The 15,528-nt window shown below is 73.6% G+C and carries 16 protein-coding genes; 8 read left to right on the top strand and 8 right to left on the bottom strand.

Features of this window, described 5'->3' with window-relative positions:
• Position 1 precedes the first annotated feature (1 nt).
• Positions 2 to 211 carry an MbtH family protein gene (locus ABUL08_RS11950; RefSeq protein ID WP_350937447.1) on the top strand — a complete coding sequence of 70 codons (210 nt, stop codon included), beginning with the start codon at positions 2 to 4 and terminating at the stop codon, positions 209 to 211.
• On the top strand, positions 208 to 1,890 hold the full coding sequence (locus tag ABUL08_RS11945) for a fatty acyl-AMP ligase (protein WP_350937445.1): 1,683 nt from the start codon (positions 208 to 210) through the stop codon (positions 1,888 to 1,890). Before ABUL08_RS11950 ends, ABUL08_RS11945 begins: the two co-directional genes overlap by 4 nt.
• Positions 1,891 to 1,947: 57 nt before the next feature.
• Here ABUL08_RS11945 and ABUL08_RS11940 read toward each other — a convergent pair whose 3' ends face one another.
• Positions 1,948 to 2,427, bottom strand: coding sequence for a hypothetical protein (locus ABUL08_RS11940; RefSeq protein WP_350937443.1), 480 nt, complete (start codon positions 2,425 to 2,427; stop codon positions 1,948 to 1,950).
• Positions 2,428 to 2,579: 152 nt separating this feature from the next.
• On the opposite strand from ABUL08_RS11940, the gene ABUL08_RS11935 reads away from it, so the two are divergent.
• Genes ABUL08_RS11935 through ABUL08_RS11920 form a run of 4 tightly spaced genes read left to right on the top strand, consistent with a single transcriptional unit; the run spans position 2,580 to position 7,144 of the window.
• On the top strand, positions 2,580 to 4,880 hold the full coding sequence (locus ABUL08_RS11935) for an FAD-dependent oxidoreductase (protein ID WP_350937441.1): 2,301 nt from the start codon (positions 2,580 to 2,582) through the stop codon (positions 4,878 to 4,880).
• Positions 4,877 to 5,197: a putative quinol monooxygenase gene (locus ABUL08_RS11930; RefSeq protein WP_350937439.1), complete on the top strand. Its 321-nt coding sequence runs from the start codon at positions 4,877 to 4,879 to the stop codon at positions 5,195 to 5,197. Before ABUL08_RS11935 ends, ABUL08_RS11930 begins: the two co-directional genes overlap by 4 nt.
• Positions 5,194 to 6,420 carry a cytochrome P450 family protein gene (locus tag ABUL08_RS11925; protein ID WP_350937437.1) on the top strand — a complete coding sequence of 409 codons (1,227 nt, stop codon included), beginning with the start codon at positions 5,194 to 5,196 and terminating at the stop codon, positions 6,418 to 6,420. The genes ABUL08_RS11930 and ABUL08_RS11925 overlap by 4 nt, the downstream gene beginning before the upstream one ends.
• 49 nt (positions 6,421 to 6,469) lie before the next feature.
• Positions 6,470 to 7,144: a TcmI family type II polyketide cyclase gene (locus ABUL08_RS11920; protein WP_350937434.1), complete on the top strand. Its 675-nt coding sequence runs from the start codon at positions 6,470 to 6,472 to the stop codon at positions 7,142 to 7,144.
• 48 nt (positions 7,145 to 7,192) lie between these two features.
• Here ABUL08_RS11920 and ABUL08_RS11915 read toward each other — a convergent pair whose 3' ends face one another.
• Complete coding sequence (locus tag ABUL08_RS11915; RefSeq protein WP_350937432.1) at positions 7,193 to 7,519, bottom strand: hypothetical protein; 327 nt, start codon at positions 7,517 to 7,519, stop codon at positions 7,193 to 7,195.
• 13 nt (positions 7,520 to 7,532) lie between these two features.
• On the bottom strand, positions 7,533 to 8,549 hold the full coding sequence (locus ABUL08_RS11910; protein WP_350937430.1) for an SPFH domain-containing protein: 1,017 nt from the start codon (positions 8,547 to 8,549) through the stop codon (positions 7,533 to 7,535).
• A gap of 242 nt (positions 8,550 to 8,791) precedes the next feature.
• On the opposite strand from ABUL08_RS11910, the gene ABUL08_RS11905 reads away from it, so the two are divergent.
• Both ABUL08_RS11905 and ABUL08_RS11900 read left to right on the top strand, forming a co-directional pair.
• Positions 8,792 to 10,795: a putative bifunctional diguanylate cyclase/phosphodiesterase gene (locus tag ABUL08_RS11905; RefSeq protein ID WP_350937428.1), complete on the top strand. Its 2,004-nt coding sequence runs from the start codon at positions 8,792 to 8,794 to the stop codon at positions 10,793 to 10,795.
• Between the two features lie 25 nt (positions 10,796 to 10,820).
• Positions 10,821 to 11,528, top strand: a complete 708-nt coding sequence (locus ABUL08_RS11900) for a VOC family protein (RefSeq protein ID WP_350937425.1) — start codon at positions 10,821 to 10,823, stop codon at positions 11,526 to 11,528.
• A 68-nt stretch (positions 11,529 to 11,596) separates the two neighbouring features.
• Here the strand turns inward: ABUL08_RS11900 and ABUL08_RS11895 are convergent, their stop codons facing one another.
• Genes ABUL08_RS11895 through ABUL08_RS11875 form a run of 5 tightly spaced genes read right to left on the bottom strand, consistent with a single transcriptional unit; the run spans position 11,597 to position 15,490 of the window.
• Positions 11,597 to 12,838, bottom strand: coding sequence for a styrene monooxygenase/indole monooxygenase family protein (locus tag ABUL08_RS11895; RefSeq protein ID WP_350937424.1), 1,242 nt, complete (start codon positions 12,836 to 12,838; stop codon positions 11,597 to 11,599).
• A gap of 13 nt (positions 12,839 to 12,851) precedes the next feature.
• On the bottom strand, positions 12,852 to 13,463 hold the full coding sequence (locus ABUL08_RS11890; protein ID WP_350937422.1) for a GTP-binding protein: 612 nt from the start codon (positions 13,461 to 13,463) through the stop codon (positions 12,852 to 12,854).
• Entirely contained in the window at positions 13,441 to 13,785 is a 345-nt protein-coding gene (locus ABUL08_RS11885; RefSeq protein WP_350937421.1) for a DUF742 domain-containing protein, read from the bottom strand. Before ABUL08_RS11885 ends, ABUL08_RS11890 begins: the two co-directional genes overlap by 23 nt.
• 29 nt (positions 13,786 to 13,814) lie before the next feature.
• Positions 13,815 to 14,279 carry a roadblock/LC7 domain-containing protein gene (locus tag ABUL08_RS11880; RefSeq protein ID WP_350937418.1) on the bottom strand — a complete coding sequence of 155 codons (465 nt, stop codon included), beginning with the start codon at positions 14,277 to 14,279 and terminating at the stop codon, positions 13,815 to 13,817.
• Positions 14,276 to 15,490 carry a sensor histidine kinase gene (locus tag ABUL08_RS11875; protein WP_350937416.1) on the bottom strand — a complete coding sequence of 405 codons (1,215 nt, stop codon included), beginning with the start codon at positions 15,488 to 15,490 and terminating at the stop codon, positions 14,276 to 14,278. Before ABUL08_RS11875 ends, ABUL08_RS11880 begins: the two co-directional genes overlap by 4 nt.
• Between the last annotated feature and the right edge of the window lie 38 nt (positions 15,491 to 15,528).

The following is a 15,528-nucleotide window of genomic DNA, read 5'->3' as shown; positions in this document are numbered from 1 at the left end:
CATGTCGGACGACCTTCGCTACAAGGTGGTACTCAACCACGAGGAGCAGTACTCGATCTGGCCGGACGGGCGGGAGAACCCGGACGGCTGGACCGACGCCGGTGTCGCCGGGACGAAGCAGGAGTGCCTCGACCACATCAGCGCGGTCTGGACCGACATGCGCCCCCGCAGCCTGCGGCAACGGCACGAGCAGGCCGGGGTGTCGGCGTGACCGGGACGCCCGCCGACGCCGCCGCGATGCTCCGCGACGCGGCACGCCGCCGGCCCGACAGCCGGGCCCTGATCGTCCTGGACCGCACCGGGGCCGAGGTCGAGTCCGTCACGTACGCCGAACTGGAGGCCCGGGTCCGGGCCGCCGCGGCCGGTCTCGCCGCGCGCACCGTGCCCGGGAGCCGGGCGCTGCTGGTCCACCCGACCGGGGTCGACTTCTTCGTCGGCTTCTTCGCCTGCGCCTACGCCGGTCTGATCGGGGTGCCGGTGCCCTACCCGCACGCCGCCACCGGCGGGGTGGAGCGGCTGGCCGGCATCGCCAAGGACGCCGACCCCGCGCTCATCCTCACCGACGCCGACTTCGCCGCGCAGCGGTACGACCTGCCGGGCGAGGTCACCGTGCTGGACCCCGCCGCCACCGCGCCGCCGGGGTGGGAACCGGTGCCGGTCGGCCCGGACACCCCGCTGTTCCTCCAGTACACCTCGGGCTCGACCAGCGCGCCGAAGGGCGCGGTGATCACCCACGGCAACGTCGTCGCGAACTTCACCGAGGTCGCCGACGTCCTCGACGCGCACCACGTCGACTTCACCGTGGTGAGCTGGCTGCCGCTCTATCACGACATGGGCCTCGGCCAGGTGCTCACCGCGATCCGGGCGGCGGGCACCGTGGTGCTCATCCCGCCCGCCGCGTTCCTGATGCGCCCGGCGGTCTGGCCCGAGGCGGTCAGCCGGTACCGCGGCTACGTCAGCAGCGCGCCGAACTTCGCGTACGACCTGTGCGCCGCCCGGACGCCCGCGGCGACGATCGCCGAGCTGGACCTGTCGAGCTGGAAGTGGTTGCTCAACGGCGCCGAACCGGTGCGCCACGACACCTTCACCCGGTTCGCCGCCGCGTTCGCCCCGGCCGGCTTCTCCCCGGCGGGGTTCATGCCGTCCTACGGCCTGGCCGAGGCGACCCTGTACGTGAGCGGCCGGCGGGACCCGGGCCCGCTGCGCTACGTCGACCTCGACGCCGAGGCGCTGGAACGCGGCACGCTCACCCCGGCCGGCGACGCCCCCGCCCGGCGGATCGTCTCGTGTGGCGCACCCGCCCGGAACCTCGACGTGGTGGTCTGCGACCCGGAGACCGGGGCCGTCCTCGACGCCGACGAGATCGGCGAGATCCGCGTCGCCGGCCCCAGTGTGGCGGCCGGCTACTGGCAGCAGCCCGAGGCCACCGCCGCCCGCTTCGGCCACGGTGTCGACGCGGCCCACCTGCGCACCGGCGACCTGGGGTTCTTCCGCGACGGTGAGCTGTACGTGCTGGGCCGGGCCGACGACCTGATCATCATCGACGGGCGGAACATCTTCCCGCAGGACGTCGAGCGCACGGTGGACGGCTGCCATCCCGGCCTGGCCGCGGGCCGCTCGGCGGCGTTCGCGCTGGAGCGCTCCGGCGAGACGGTGCTGGGGATCGCGGTGGAGACGGCCCGCGGCGGCGCGGCGGGAAGCGAGACGGAACGGCGCGCCCGCGCGGAGATGGTCGCCGCGGTGCGCCGGGGCGTGGCCGAGGAACACCAGGCCCCGGTGGGCGCGGTGGTCCTGCTGCGGCCGGGCGGGCTGCCGCGTACGACCAGCGGGAAGGTGCAGCGCCGGGCCACCCGCGCCCGTCACCTCGACGGGACCCTCAAGACCTGGTGATCTCCCGCCGCGCCCCGGGGCGACGTGTCCCGGGGCGCGGCCCCCGCCCTCCCGGGTTCAGCGGTGCCGCCCGCGCGGCGGGACCACGTCCGGGTGGGGCCAGCTGCGGGTCAGCACGTCGCGCATCCGAGGGTCCCGGCTGCTGACGAGCAGCGGCACCAGCTCGGGCCCGGAGACGGCGACCGACACCACCGGACGGTGGATCTCGGGCCAGGGACCGAGCGTGTTGGCCAGGACGCCGGTGAAGCGCAGGGACTCCCAGGCGTCGCCGCCGGCGCGGCCGGCAGCCATCACCGCGCGGGCGTCGCCGAGGATCGCGACCCACGCGCCGATCCGGGCGACCGCCCCGGTGTCGAGGTGGATCGGCGCGATGCACCGCAGGAAGCTGCCCACCTCGGAGAGGACGACCGCGCGGCTGCGGTAGCTGATCTCCTCCGGAGCGTCCACCAGCTCGTCCGGGAGGTCGTACTCCCAGCGGAGCCGCTGGTCGTCCAGCACGTCACCACAGCAGTCACACCGCACCCGATCCTCCTCCACGACGGACAGCACCGTACCCGGGGCGTCACCGGGCGTGGACTCCTCTCCGGTCGCCGGTGACGGCCGGGTGACGCCCGGCCGGACAGGGTCGGACGGCGACGTCGTCGTGGTCCGGGCGCCCCGGCCGGGACCGGCCGGCAGAGGAGATTTTCATGATCAGGACGATGCTGCGGATCCGTGCGCGCCCCGGTGCCGAACCCGACGTGGAGGCCGCCTGGCGGACGGTGGCCGGACAGCTCGGCGCGGTGCCCGGCAACCTCGGGCGGGACCTGCTGCGGGACGCCCACGACACCCGCGCGTTCGTCGTCGTCACCGAGTGGGTCGACGAGTCCGCGTGGCGCGAGCACGAACGCGGGCCGGTCGCCGCGGCTCTCGTCGCCGCGCTCCGGCCGTTGACCGAGCCGTCCGGGGCGGACGACGTCCTGGTCATGCGGGACACCCCCGGTGCCGGGTCCACGATCTTCGTGGACGTCGAGCTCACCGTGCCGGCCGACCGGCTGCCCGAGTTCGAACGGGGCTATCCCGAGGTCACCGCGCGGATGGGCCGGGTGCCGGGTTACCTGCGCGAGGACCTGCTGCGTGAGCCCGGCTCGGATCTCTTCCACATCTTCGCCGAGTGGCGCGGGGAGGCCGAGTTCTTCCACTGGATCCGCAATCCGGCCCACGCGCAGGAGGAGGCCGGCCCGATCGCGCCGTTCCTCCTCGACATCCGGCGCCGCCTCTTCCACCGCGTGGACCATCCCGACAGCGGGCGCGTGGACCAACCCGACAGCAGGCGAGAACCGAGCAGGGGCAAGGAGACCGACGTGCACACGACAACGGACGTACTCATCGTCGGAGCGGGACCGACCGGGCTGACCACCGCCGTCGAGCTGGCCCGGCGCGGCGTCGACTGCCGGCTGGTCGAGAAGCGGGCCACCCCGCCCGGGCAGGCCGACAAGGCGATCGGCGTGCACTGCCGCACGATGGAGATCTGGGAGCGCCAGGGCATCGTGCGGGAGGCCATGGACGCCGGCATCTGGCTGACCGGCAACATGGTGTTCGTCAACGGGCACGAGACCCACCGGATGAGCTGGGAGCTGCCGGAACTGCCCTACGCGCACCTCGGCCTGCCGCAGTACGAGACCGAGCGCCTCCTCACCGAACGACTCGCCACCCTCGGCGTACGCCCGCAGCGCGGGGCCGAGCTGGTCGCGTTCACCCAGGACGACGACGGTGTGACGGCCACCCTCGCCACCCAGACGGGCGAGGAGACGGTACGCGCCCGGTACCTGGTCGGCTGCGACGGCGCGCACAGCCGGGTCCGGGAGCTGCTCGGGTTGACGTTCTCCGGCGGGCTGGGCCGGTTCCCGCAGCTGTTCATGCTCGGCGACGTCGACGTGGACTGGGACATGCCGGCGGGGCACCTGCTGCGGTTCATGCACGAGACCGACGGCCGGATGGACGGCATGCTGGTCTGCGTCCCGCTGCGCGGCGAGTCGCGCTACCGGATCGCGACCCTGGCGCCGCCCCGGTTCTTCGCCCAGACCGGCGGGCAGGACGCCCCACCCGGGTTCAGCGAGGAGCTGGCCGAGCCCACCCTCGACGACGTCCAGGCCGCGGTCGACCGGCTGGCCCCGCCCGGCACCCGCGTGTCGAACCTGCGCTGGTCGTCGGTGTTCCGGATCAGTCACGGCATCGTCGACCGGTACGGCGACCGCCGGGTCTTCGTGGCCGGTGACGCCGCGCACCTGCACCCGCCGGCCGGTGGGCAGGGCATGAACACCGGCATCCAGGACGCCTGGAACCTGGCGTGGAAGCTGGCCCTGGCGGTCCGGGGGGTCGCCGCGCCCGGGCTGCTGGACAGCTACGAGACCGAGCGGCGCCCGGAGGGCGAGGAGATCGTCGGCCGGGCGGTGCGGATGGCGTTCACCGACGAGCTGGACCGCGAGGACCTGAAGCGGCAGTTCCTCCAGGAGATGTCGATGCTGCTGAGCTACGCGGACAGCCCGCTCGTCGGCGAGTCGCTCGCCGCGCCGGACGCGCTGCGGTCCGGCCCCGCGCCCGGCGACCGCGCCCCCGACGTCGGTGGCCTGCGCCGCCGGGGCGTCGGACACCCGCTGCGGCTGTACGACCTGATCGGCGGCACCCGGCACACCCTGCTGCTCTACGCCGACGCGTCGGCCGACGCCGCCACCCTCGCCGGGGTGCGGACGCTCTGCGCCGACGTGCGCCGGCAGACCGCCGGACAGGTCGACGTCTATCTGCTGCTGCACCCGGACGCCCCGGCGCCCGCGCCGCTCGACCCGCCGGTGGTGCAGGACGCCGGGGGTGAGTTCCGGGCCGCGTACGGCGTCGCCGGGAGCGCCCTGTACCTGATCCGCCCCGACGGGCACGTCGGGTTCCGCAGCCAGCCCGTCGACGCCGACGCGCTCGGCAAGAACCTCCAGCTGGTGTTCCGGGGTGCGCGATGACGACCGTACGGACCGTGCTGGCGATGCGTACCCGGCCCGGCTGCGAGGAGCAGTTCGAGGCGGAGTGGCTGTCGGCGGCCGAGAAGATCCGCACCCTGGACGGCTGCCTGCACCAGGACCTCGTCCGCGACGCCGACGACCCGCGCAGCTATCTCATCATCAGCGACTGGGCGGACCGCGACCGGCTGGACGCCTTCGGCCGCAGCGAGCAGCGGGACGAGCTGCTGCGCGTGGTCCGGGAGCTGCGCGAGTCCGCGCAGCGGCACACCTACCAGGTGCTGCACAGCGTGCGCAGCGCGTCGGAGGGGGCGAGATGACCGAGCACGTGGTGCCCGCTTCGGAGCTGTACACCGACGAGTTCGCCGCCGACCCCTATCCCACCTTCGCCCGGCTGCGGGACGAGGCCCCGGTCTGCCCGGTCGGTTCGCCCCGGTTCGACTCCTACCTGATCACCAGGATGGACGACGCCCGGGCGGCGCTGACCGACCCCCGGCTCTCCAAGGACCTGTACGGGCCGGGCCAGCACTACCTGCGGATCTTCGGGCCGAACTCGGAGGGCCTGAACCGGAACATGCTCAACTCGGACCCGCCGGAGCACACCCGGCTGCGCCGGATCGTCTCGCAGGCGTTCGCGCCCCGCCGCATCGAGGCGCTGCGGCCCCGGGTGGCGCAGATCGTGGACGACCTGCTCGACAAGATCGTCCCGCAGGGGCAGGCCGAGCTGATGCACGACTTCGCCATCCCGCTGCCCATGCGGGTGATCAGCGAGCTGCTCGGCATCCCGGTGGCCGACCACGACCCGGTGCTCGACTGGACCCAGGTGATCCGGACGTCCGGGTCGTCGGGGCGTACCCCGCAGGAGGACCGGGCCGCGGTGCAGGACGCCCAGTTGCGGCTGCACCACTACTTCGTCGACCTGGTGAAGGCCAAACGCGCGGACCCCGCCGACGACCTGATCAGCGCCCTGATCTCCGCCTGCGACCAGGACGGGAAGCTCTCCGAGTCGGAACTCGTGACCACCTCGTTCCTGCTGCTCTTCGCCGGTCACCAGACCACCGCGGACTTCATCGGCAACGCCGTGGTGGCCCTGCTGACCCACCCCGACCAGCTCGACCTGCTGCGCGCCCGGCCGGAGCTGCTGCCCTCGGCGATCGAGGAGCTGCTCCGGTTCGACGGTCCGCTGCCGGTGGCCAGTCCCCGGATCGCCACCGAGGACGTCGACTACCGGGGGGTCCACATCCCGAGCGGGTCGATCGTCGGCGTGGTGATCAACGCGGCGAACCACGACCCGGCGCACTTCACCGAGCCGGACCGGCTGGACCTGTGCCGCGAACGCGGCCCGCACGTCGGGTTCGGCTACGGCGTCCACTACTGCCTGGGGGTCTCGCTCGCCCGGATGGAGGCCCAGCTCGGCATCGGGGCGCTGCTGCGCCGGCTACCGGGGCTGCGGCTCGGCACGCCGGTCGCGCAGCTGCGCCGGCTGCCGGCGGCGTCGCCGTTCCGCGGCCTGCTGGAGCTTCCGGTCCGGTTCGCGGCGTGACCCGTACGCCCACCCGCCCTCGCCAACCACTCACCCGCAAGGAGCAGTCATGGTCTTCCGAAACGTCATCGTCTGTCACATGGTCCCCGGCAGTGACGGCATCGTGGGCGACGTCTTCGCCCACTACGACCGGGCCACCCGACCGCAGGACCTCGGCGTCATCGGCCGTCGCCTGCTGACGCTGCACGACCTCTACATCCACGTCATCGAGCGCCGGCAGGACCCGAAGATCTCCGGGCAGACGCGTGGGCTGCCCGCGTTCCAGAAGATCGCCGAGGAGATCGGCCCGTACGTGACGCCGTACCCGAGGAACTGGCAGAACCCGTCCGACTCGGTCGCCAAGGAGTTCTACCGGTGGGAGCCGGAGACCGGCGCGCCGCCCGAGGAGGCCGGCCGGAACCTCACGGTGATCGTGCAGCGCCTGAAGCCCGGCGCCGAGGCCGACATCGCCCGCATCTTCGCCGAGTCCGACGCCGGGCCGCTGCCGACCCGGTTGGGGGTCACCGGACGGTGGCTGTACTCGATCGACGACGTCTTCGTGCACCTGTTGGAACGCACCGACGCGGCGTTCAGCGAGGGCCTGGGCGGCGACCACGAGCAGCCGGCCTTCGCCCGGATCATGGCGGAGCTCACCCCGTTCGTCAGCCCGTACGACCCGGAGAGCTGGCGGGGCCCGGACGACGCGGTGGCCCGGGAGTTCTACCGCTGGCAGGCCGAGGACTGAGGCGCGGCGTGGGGGCGGTCGACCCGACCGCCCCCACGCCGACCGGCCCTAGCCGGGCAGCGGCGGGCCACCGCCGTTGAGGTGGTACGCCCGTTCCTCCGCACTGAGCCGGGCCCGCAGGAACCGGTCGTTCCACCCGGGGTCGGTGTCGGGGATGCGGTCGACGACGTGTTCGTCGAGGACCGGTCCCCGCGGCGGCACCAGCCCCACCGCGACCACCGTCCGCCCGTCCCGCCCGTAGTGCAGCACCTGCCAGCGCGCCGCCCGGACCGCCCGTCGGTCGCGCCGCCCGGCCAGGGCTGTCAGCAGCAGGTGGCAGCCGAGGGCGACGACGACCGTGACACCGACGGCGAGCAGCAGGGCGACGGCCCGCACGACGAGCTCCGCCTCACTGGAGGGGGACGGTGGCGCCGGCCCCGGGGGCGTACGTCGTCACGCCCGGCGGGAGCGCCTTGATGATGTCGATCTGGGCGCACGCGGAGCAGGCGTCGTACCCCTGCTGTCGGGTCTTGTTGGCCTCCGCCTCCGCCTTCGCCTGCGCCACCCGCGCCTGGGCCTCACTGACCTGCGCGTACGCCGCCTGGGCCTTGCTGACCGCGTCCTGCACCGTCTGCGGCAGGGTGACCCGGGCCAGGTTGAACTTGATGCCCTCGAAGAAGTTCCCGCCCAGCATCTCGGCCAGGTCCTTGGGGAGGCTGCTGTTCACGGCCTCCTGCACCTTGGCGATGTTGGTGTTGTTGGTCTGACCTCCGCCGTCCGGGTTGGCGGGCGCGGACGTCCCGGTCCGCTGGGCGCCGTTCTGGACCAGCGCGCAACTGGAGACCAGCTCCGCGCAGCGGAAACTGTTGATCTGGATGCGCAGGTCGTTGTCGATCACCGGGCGGACGATCGCGTCGAGGAAGGTGCTCCAGCCCTCGTCCCCCTCGTAGGCGTAGCGCAGCTGGCCGTCCACGCCGCGGAACTGCCGGGTGCCGAACTTCGTGTCGAACGCCTTCAGGATCTTCGGGTCGAGGTTGAGGGTGAAGTAGATGGTGCCCTCGATGCCCATCTCGACGCCGTCGCTGGACGGCGTGTTCACCACGTCGACGCCGGTCCGGTCACCGCGCCTGTTGTCGGAGGTGATCGTGTAGAAGCGCTGCTGTGCGGGGTAGCGGTGGATGGTCGAGTACATGCCCGTCCAGGTCAGGCTGGACGCCGGCGGGATCACCTGACGTACCCGGTTGTTGTCGAGCCAGCCGCCGTTGCGGACCACCCCGACCTCACCGCCGGCCGTCTTGTCGAAGCCGCCGACGACCGCGGTGAGGGCGACGATCAGCACGATCGCCCCGGCCAGGACGGACCCGACGACCGGAACGATGCGCCGTGGCGGGAATCCCACCGCCGGTCCGACACGACGTGTGGCCATGGTGCACACTCCCTCGTCTCCGCCAGGCGATCTGCCCGGCGCGATCAGGTTGGCAGTCGGTGTCAAGAGCGCCCGGCGCCGAGGGGACGGACTGGAAAGATCAGCACACCTCGCTCTTTCCGGCGCTCGCGACGAGCGCCACCGGCACCGTCCTGGGTAGACTCCGCGTCGCCACCGGATGACCGTCTGTCGGGGCTGTTCGGGGCTGCCGTGTCCGGCGACAGGAGTGGGGTGGCCAGGTGATGACTCTGCCGGCGGCCGCGGCCGACATCGCCGCCACCGCGATGACGGTGCTCACCCCCGACGGCGGGTGCCTCTGGTCGAACGCGGCGGCGCGCCGGCTGGGCGTCCCGCCGGAGGAGCTGCCGCGTACCGGCGCCGAACCCGACGGACCCGCCGTCGACCTGCGGTGGCCCGGCCCCGACGGCACCGCCCGCTGGCTGGAGGTGCGCTGCCACGGGGTCGACCACGACGGCCGGACCCTGCGCCTGTACGAGGTGCGGGACGTCACCGACGAGCGCCGGGAGCGCGAGTGGGGGCGCAACTACCGGTGGCGCCTGGCCCACATCGAGAAGCTGGCCAAGGTGGGCACCTGGGAGTGGGACATCTCCACCGACACGGTCATCTGGTCGGACGTGCTGCTGGAGATGTTCGGCCTCCCGCCGGGCACCGCGCTGGACTACCCGGCGTACCGGGAGCTGCTGCACCCCGAGGACGTCGGCCTGATCGAGCGGACCCTGGAGGCGGCGCTGCGCAAACCCGCGCCGTTCTCCTACACCCACCGCATGTATCTCGCCGACCGCAGCACGATGCGGGTCTTCGAGTGCTACGGCGAGGTCTTCACCGACGCGTCCGGCGCACCGGTGCGGGTCCTGGGCACCGCCCACGACATCACCACGGCCCGGCGGATCCAGGAGGAGCTGACCCGGCTCGCCGAGCGTGACCCGCTGACCGACCTGCCGAACCGGCGTGCCCTGCTCGGCCGCCTGGACGACCTGCTCGCGCCCGACGGTCAGCGGACCGGCGCGCTGCTGCTGATCGACATCGACAACTTCAAGGACATCAACGACGTGCACGGGCACGCCGTCGGGGACGACGTGCTGCGGCTGCTGGCCCGGCTGCTCGTCCGCCACCTGCCACCCGGCACCGTGCTGGGCCGGCTGGGCGGCGACGAGTTCGCGGTGGTGCTGCCGGGGGCCTCGGCGACCGACGCCCTCGCCGTCGCCGAGAACCTGTGCAACGTCGCGGTGCACACGCCGGTGCCGCTGGCCGACGCCGGGCTGCGGGTCAGCCTGAGCATCGGGGCCGCCTCGCTGGAACCCGGGGACACCCGGGACGTGGTGCTGGCCCACGCCGACCTGGCGCTCTATGAGGCGAAGAACGCCGGCCGCAACCGGGCCCGGCTCTACCTGCCCGAGCAGTACCGGCACGCGGTGCAGCGGGTCAACGTGGTGACCCGGGTCCGCAGCGCGCTGGACGAGCACCGGATGCACCTGGACGCCCAGCCGATCGTCGACCTGCTGACCGGCGAGGTGGTCAGCCATGAGCTGCTCATCCGGCTGCGCGACGGCCGGCAGCCCCCGTTGTCGCCGGGCGACTTCCTGCCCACCGTGGAGCGCGACGACCTGATCGGCGAACTCGACCGGTGGGTGGTGGCCACCGCCACGGCGGCCCTGGCGCAGCCGTCGGTCGTGGCGGCCCGGATGCGGTTCGACGTCAACATCTCCGCGCGGTCGATGGAGTCGCCGGGCTTCGGCGACTGGGTGGTCGACCGGCTGCGCGGGGCCGGGGTGGACGCCAGCCGGCTCGGTCTGGAGGTCACCGAGACCGCGGCGATCACCAACGTGGCGGCGGTCCGCAACCTGGCCGACACGCTGCGGGACGCCGGCTGCCGGCTGAGCCTGGACGACTTCGGCGCCGGCTTCGGGTCGTTCGCCTATCTCAAGCACCTGCCGTTCAGCACCGTCAAGATCGCCGGGGACTTCGTCCGGCAGGCCGACCGGCGGGGTGCCGACCCGGTGCTCATCGACGCGGTGGTCCGCGCCGCGCACGGCTTGGGCATGCGTACGGTCGCCGAGTCGGTCGAGCGGGAGGCGCTGGTGCCGGCGCTGCGCCGGCTGGGCGTCGACGCCGGGCAGGGCTATCACCTGGGCCGGCCGGTCCCGCTGGACTTCCTGCTCGGTCGGGTTCGCGACGAGCGCTCCGGCGCGACGGCCGACACCGTGGTAAGACATCCTGACCACTGATCCGCCGTCCCCTCTGGAGACCCAGGTGAACGCTTCCCCCGCGCCGGCGGTTCCCGGCGGTGTCGAGCTCGTCACTCCCGACCTCGACGTCGCCCGCGCCTTCTACACCGACCTGCTCGGCTGGACGTACACGGAGTCGGCCGCCGGGACCACGGCGCTCGCCGACGGGTTGCCCGCCGCGCACCTGCGCACCGGTGACGCCCCCGCGCGCTGGTGGACCGTCTTCGCGGCGGAGGACGCCGAGGCGGTCCGGGCCGCGGCGGGCCGGGCCGGCGCCCGCGGCGACGGCGAGCAGGTGTACGACCCGGCCGGCGGCGCCTTCCGGGTGCGTACCGGCGGGGAGGTGGTGGCTCCCGGCCCCGGGCGCCCCTGCTGGTACGAGTACATGACGACCGCCCCGGCGGAGGCCGACCGGTTCCACGCCGAGGTCCTGGGGCTGCACGCCACCGTGCCGCCCGGCGCGCCCGACGACTCGTACGCCCTGCTGGTGGCCGGCGGTCGGCCGGTCGCCGGTCGGCTGACGCTGCCCCCGCCGCTGCACGGGCTGCTGCCCACCGGCTGGATGGTCTACGTCGCGGTGGCCGACCCGGACGCCGCCGCCGAGCGGGTCGAGGGGCGGGGTGGGCGACTGCTGGTGCCGCCGCGCGACGTCCCGACGGGCCGGGTCGCCGCCCTCGCCGATCCGGCGGGCGCGGTGTTCACCGTCATCCGACCGGCCCCCGCTCCGGCCTGACCACCCACCGCGCCGGGTCGGTCGACCCGGCGCGGCCCGACCCGCCGTCCCCGGCCGGACGGGCCGGATCAGTCGGCGGCGACGGAGGCCAGGTACTCCTGCGCGCGGTCCGGGGACAGGAACCAGTGCTGGAGGTCGTTCGGGTCGCAGAAGCCGCCGGCGAAGCGACGGGCGATCACCGGGTTGGCCGACGCGGCGCCGAGGAGCTGCTGGACGTGCGGCGGGAGCGGCTGGAGCATGGCGTTGGTCCACTCGGTGACCGCCTGCCCGGTGTCCGTCCAGAACCGCTCGAAGGTCCGCTCCATCCACTCCCGGTCGAAGGGCTGGTCGCCCCGCTCCACGATGGACGCGAGGTACGAGTAGGCGCACTTCGCCGCCGTGTTGCTGCCCTGGCCGGTGATCGGGTCGTTGGCGACGACCACGTCGGCCATGCCGAGGACCACCCCGCCCGAGGGAAGCTCCGCCACCGGCCGGCGCACCGTCGGGGTGTACCGGCCGGAGAGGGTGGCCCGCCCGTCGGTCAGCTCGACCGCGGCGCACCGCTGGTGGATCCACGGCGTGTACCGCCGGGCCAGCTCCAGGGTGAGCTTGAGGTGCTCGGCGGGATCACGGCGTTCCTGCCACAGGTCGAGCGGCCCGTCCGGCACCGCCTCCCAGAACAGGATGTCGCACGGCCCGGAGAGGGTCAGCGCGGGAATGACGAAGAGTTCGCCGAGCCCGGGCACCGCGTTGAAGCTGACGTGCGGCGCCGGCCAGAGCGGGTCCGGCGCCATGCCGTGCACGTATGCGACGGCCAGTCCCCGCTGCGGTGCCGCGTACGCCGACCGGTGCGGGTCGCGGTCGAAGACGCCCACCAGTTCGCTCTTTCCGGCGGCCACGACGGTCAGGTCGTAACGGCCGAGCCGGGTCAGTCCGTCCAGGTCGGCGGTGGTCACGCCCTGGTAGTGCACCGTGCCGCCGCGCTGCTCGAACAGGTCCAGCCAGGCGGCCATCTTCAGCCGCTGGTCGGTGCTCTGCGCCGGCTCCTCCAGGACACAGGGGATGCGCAGCGCCCGCTCACCGGGCGGCGCGGAGAGCGACACGTGCAGCCCCCCGATGGGCGGTGCCTCGGCCGACCAGAGGTCCAGTCCGTACCGCCGCTCGGTGTCGAGGGCGGGGGCGAACATGGCCTGGGTGCTCATCACCCAGCCGCGCCGGATCTCGTCCGGCGTACGGGCCGACATGACGGTCACGTCGTAGCCCTCGGCGAGCAGGCTCAGCCCGAGCTGGAGGCCGGACTGACCGGCCCCGACGATCAGGATTCTGCGCATGGAGACCTCCGGGTCAGGTGGGCTGTCGGACGAGGCGGCTCGGGGAGGCGCCGGTGGTGTGGTCGATCGTGTGGTCGACGACCGCCAGCAGTGCCCGGGCGACCGCCGCCCGGTCCCGGACGTCGCAGGCGATCACGGGGACCTCGGCCGGCAGTTCGAGGGCGTCCCGGACGGCGTCCAGGCGGTGGGTCAGCACCCCGTCGAAGAGGTTGACGCAGACCACGAACGGCAGGTCGGTGTCCTGCTCGAAGTAGTTGACCGCGGGGAACGAGGCCGCCAGGTGCCGGGTGTCGGCGAGCACCAGCGCGCCGACCGCCCCTCGGCACAGGTCGTCCCACATCGGCCAGAACCGCGGCTGACCGGGGGTGCCGAAGAGGTACAGCACCAGGTCGGCGCCGATCGTCAGCCGGCCGAAGTCCATCGCCACGGTGGTGGTGGTCTTGTCGGTGCCGGGGTCGAGCCGGTCCACGGTCTCGCTCGCCGCCGTCATCCACGCCTCGGTGTTGATCGGCGGGATCTCCGAGATGGACCGGACGCACGTCGTCTTGCCGACCCCGAAGCCACCGGCGACGACGATCTTCGCGGAGGTCGGCAGGAGGCGGTCAGGCGAGCTGGCGGAGGCCATCGCGGAGTCTCTCCAGGAGGCGGTAGTCGAACGGGGAGGCGGAGCTGTCGCCGTGGACGCGCAGCCGGTCGGTGGCCGCGAGGTCGTCGACGACCACCCGGGTCACGCCCAGCGACATGCCGCAGGCCGCCGAGAGTTCCGCGACCGACCTGGTCCAGCGGGCGTGCTCGTAGAGGGACCGGGGCTCCGGCAGCAGGCCCGAGGCGAACACGGCGTCGTAGTGGGGCACCGACACCAGGGTGTGCACCAGCAGGTGGCGCCGGGTGCGGGCCCGCCCTCCGGTGAGGACGTAGGGTCGCACCTTCCAGTACGGGTTGGGCACGGTGGAGACGCTCCCTCGGCTTCCGGCCGTCAACGGGCCGACTGGCTGGCGGTGAGGCGGTGCAACTCGCTGCGTACCTGCGGGGTCAGTACGTGCCAGACGGAGCCGACGAACTGCGTCATCCGGTACGACACGATCCGCAGGTCGCAGCCCGCCGCGGCGGCCACGGCCAAGCCGGCGGAGTCGCCGACCCGCATGAACAGCAGGTGCCCGCGGGGCAGCCGGACCGTCAGGTATTCCGACGGGCCGAGGTCGAGCAGGTCGGCGCTGCGGTCGGCCATGCTGAGCAGTCCCGAGGTCAGCGCGGCGAGCTGGTCGCCCAGGTCACGGGGCACCTGCCGGGAGGCGGCCAGTTGCAGCCCGTCGAGGGAGACGAGCACCGCGTGGGTGACGCCGGGGACGTCGTCGGCGAACTGGCGGATCAGCCAGGCGCAGTCCGGCCGGCCCGGTCCGTTCGCCGGCCGGGTGCCGCCGTCGTGCGGGGTCGGGGTCATCGCAGGGGCCCTTCGGGAAGCGGGGTGGACCGGGCATGGGTGACGCCGGCCGCGAAGGCGGCCGTCTCGTCGGGCCAGGCCTCGGGGGACGACGGGAGATGCTGCCGCGGTGCCGGTCCGGGCCGGGACAGCTCGCCGGGGACGGCGTCGGCGCGGATGCTCTCGCGGACCCGGCGGGGTAGCTCGCCGCCGCCGGGCCGGCTCTGCGGCGGGTGGTTCCCGGCCGGCGGGGCACCGAGGGTGGCGAGGCGCAGCGTGGGGCTCTCGGTGCCGTCGGGGGGCGGGCCCGGCGGCGTGTCCCGCTGCCGGGTGCCGACCCGGTCGGGCGGCCCGCCGGCCGGCGCCGTCGGCGCGGCGGCGGGTGCCGGCGTAGCGCCGGGCATCACCTCGCACAGCAGCGACCCGGGTACGAGCACCGTCGCGGTCGTGCCGCCGGAGGGCCGGTTGGTGAGCCTGACCCGCAGCTGGTTGGCGCGGGCCAGGTGTGCCACGACGACGAGGCCCAGGTGGGCTGCGGGATCCGCCGTGGTCGACGTCGGCGCGGTGCCGGCCAACCGGGCGTTGAGCGCCGCCACCTGGTCGGGGTGGACGCCGACACCGGCGTCCTCGACGCGGATCAGGACGGCACCGTCCTCGGTGACGTAGGCGGAGACGATCACCGACGACGAGGGCGGTGAGAAGCGGGTCGCGTTGTCCAGCAGTTCGGTGAGCACCCGGATGACGTCGTCCGCGGCGAAGTCCACGACCCCGAGGTCCACGACGTGTCCGACCTGGACCCGGGGGTAGTGCTCGACGGCGGAGGTGGCCGCCCGGATCACGTCCACGAGGGTGACGGTCTGCGGGTCGGCGTCCTCGACCCGGCGACCGAGCAGCACCTGCAGGTTCTCCGCGTGGCGGCGGATCCGGGTGTTCGCGTGGTCGATGCGGTAGAGCCGCTCCAGCCGCTCCGGGTCCTGCTCGTCGGTCTCGACGGCCTCCAGGTGGCTGCCCATCTGGTACGCCGAGGCGAGGATGCGCAGCGCGAACTGCTCGCAGATGGCCGGCCAGAGGGTGTCGGCCCGGTCCTCGGGCGGGGGCGGCGCGGCCGGGCTCCCGTCCGACGTGACGGCCCACTGCGCCACCGTCGGGTCCAGCCAGCGGGCCGCCCGCTGCCGCCACGTCGGACGGTGTCTGCTGCCGGACTGTCGTGGCGACAACTCAGTGTGTTTCACGAATTAACCGACCTATCGTCAATCGTCCCTTCTGGCAC

It is taken from the genome of Micromonospora sp. CCTCC AA 2012012, assembly GCF_040499845.1.
In the GTDB taxonomy this organism is placed as follows: domain Bacteria; phylum Actinomycetota; class Actinomycetes; order Mycobacteriales; family Micromonosporaceae; genus Micromonospora; species Micromonospora mangrovi.
This window is presented reverse-complemented; position numbering and strand designations above follow the sequence as displayed.

Bases quoted from the DNA above. Each gene is read 5' to 3' on its own strand.
- ABUL08_RS11905 (WP_350937428.1), top strand. From the start codon at position 8,792: ATGACTCTGCCGGCGGCCGCGGCCGACATCGCCGCCACCGCGATGACG.
- ABUL08_RS11950 (WP_350937447.1), top strand. From the start codon at position 2: ATGTCGGACGACCTTCGCTACAAGGTGGTACTCAACCACGAGGAGCAG.
- ABUL08_RS11920 (WP_350937434.1), top strand. From the start codon at position 6,470: ATGGTCTTCCGAAACGTCATCGTCTGTCACATGGTCCCCGGCAGTGAC.
- ABUL08_RS11930 (WP_350937439.1), top strand. From the start codon at position 4,877: ATGACGACCGTACGGACCGTGCTGGCGATGCGTACCCGGCCCGGCTGC.
- ABUL08_RS11895 (WP_350937424.1), bottom strand. From the start codon at position 12,838: ATGCGCAGAATCCTGATCGTCGGGGCCGGTCAGTCCGGCCTCCAGCTC.
- ABUL08_RS11890 (WP_350937422.1), bottom strand. From the start codon at position 13,463: ATGGCCTCCGCCAGCTCGCCTGACCGCCTCCTGCCGACCTCCGCGAAG.
- ABUL08_RS11925 (WP_350937437.1), top strand. From the start codon at position 5,194: ATGACCGAGCACGTGGTGCCCGCTTCGGAGCTGTACACCGACGAGTTC.
- ABUL08_RS11880 (WP_350937418.1), bottom strand. From the start codon at position 14,279: ATGACCCCGACCCCGCACGACGGCGGCACCCGGCCGGCGAACGGACCG.
- ABUL08_RS11910 (WP_350937430.1), bottom strand. From the start codon at position 8,549: ATGGCCACACGTCGTGTCGGACCGGCGGTGGGATTCCCGCCACGGCGC.
- ABUL08_RS11935 (WP_350937441.1), top strand. From the start codon at position 2,580: ATGATCAGGACGATGCTGCGGATCCGTGCGCGCCCCGGTGCCGAACCC.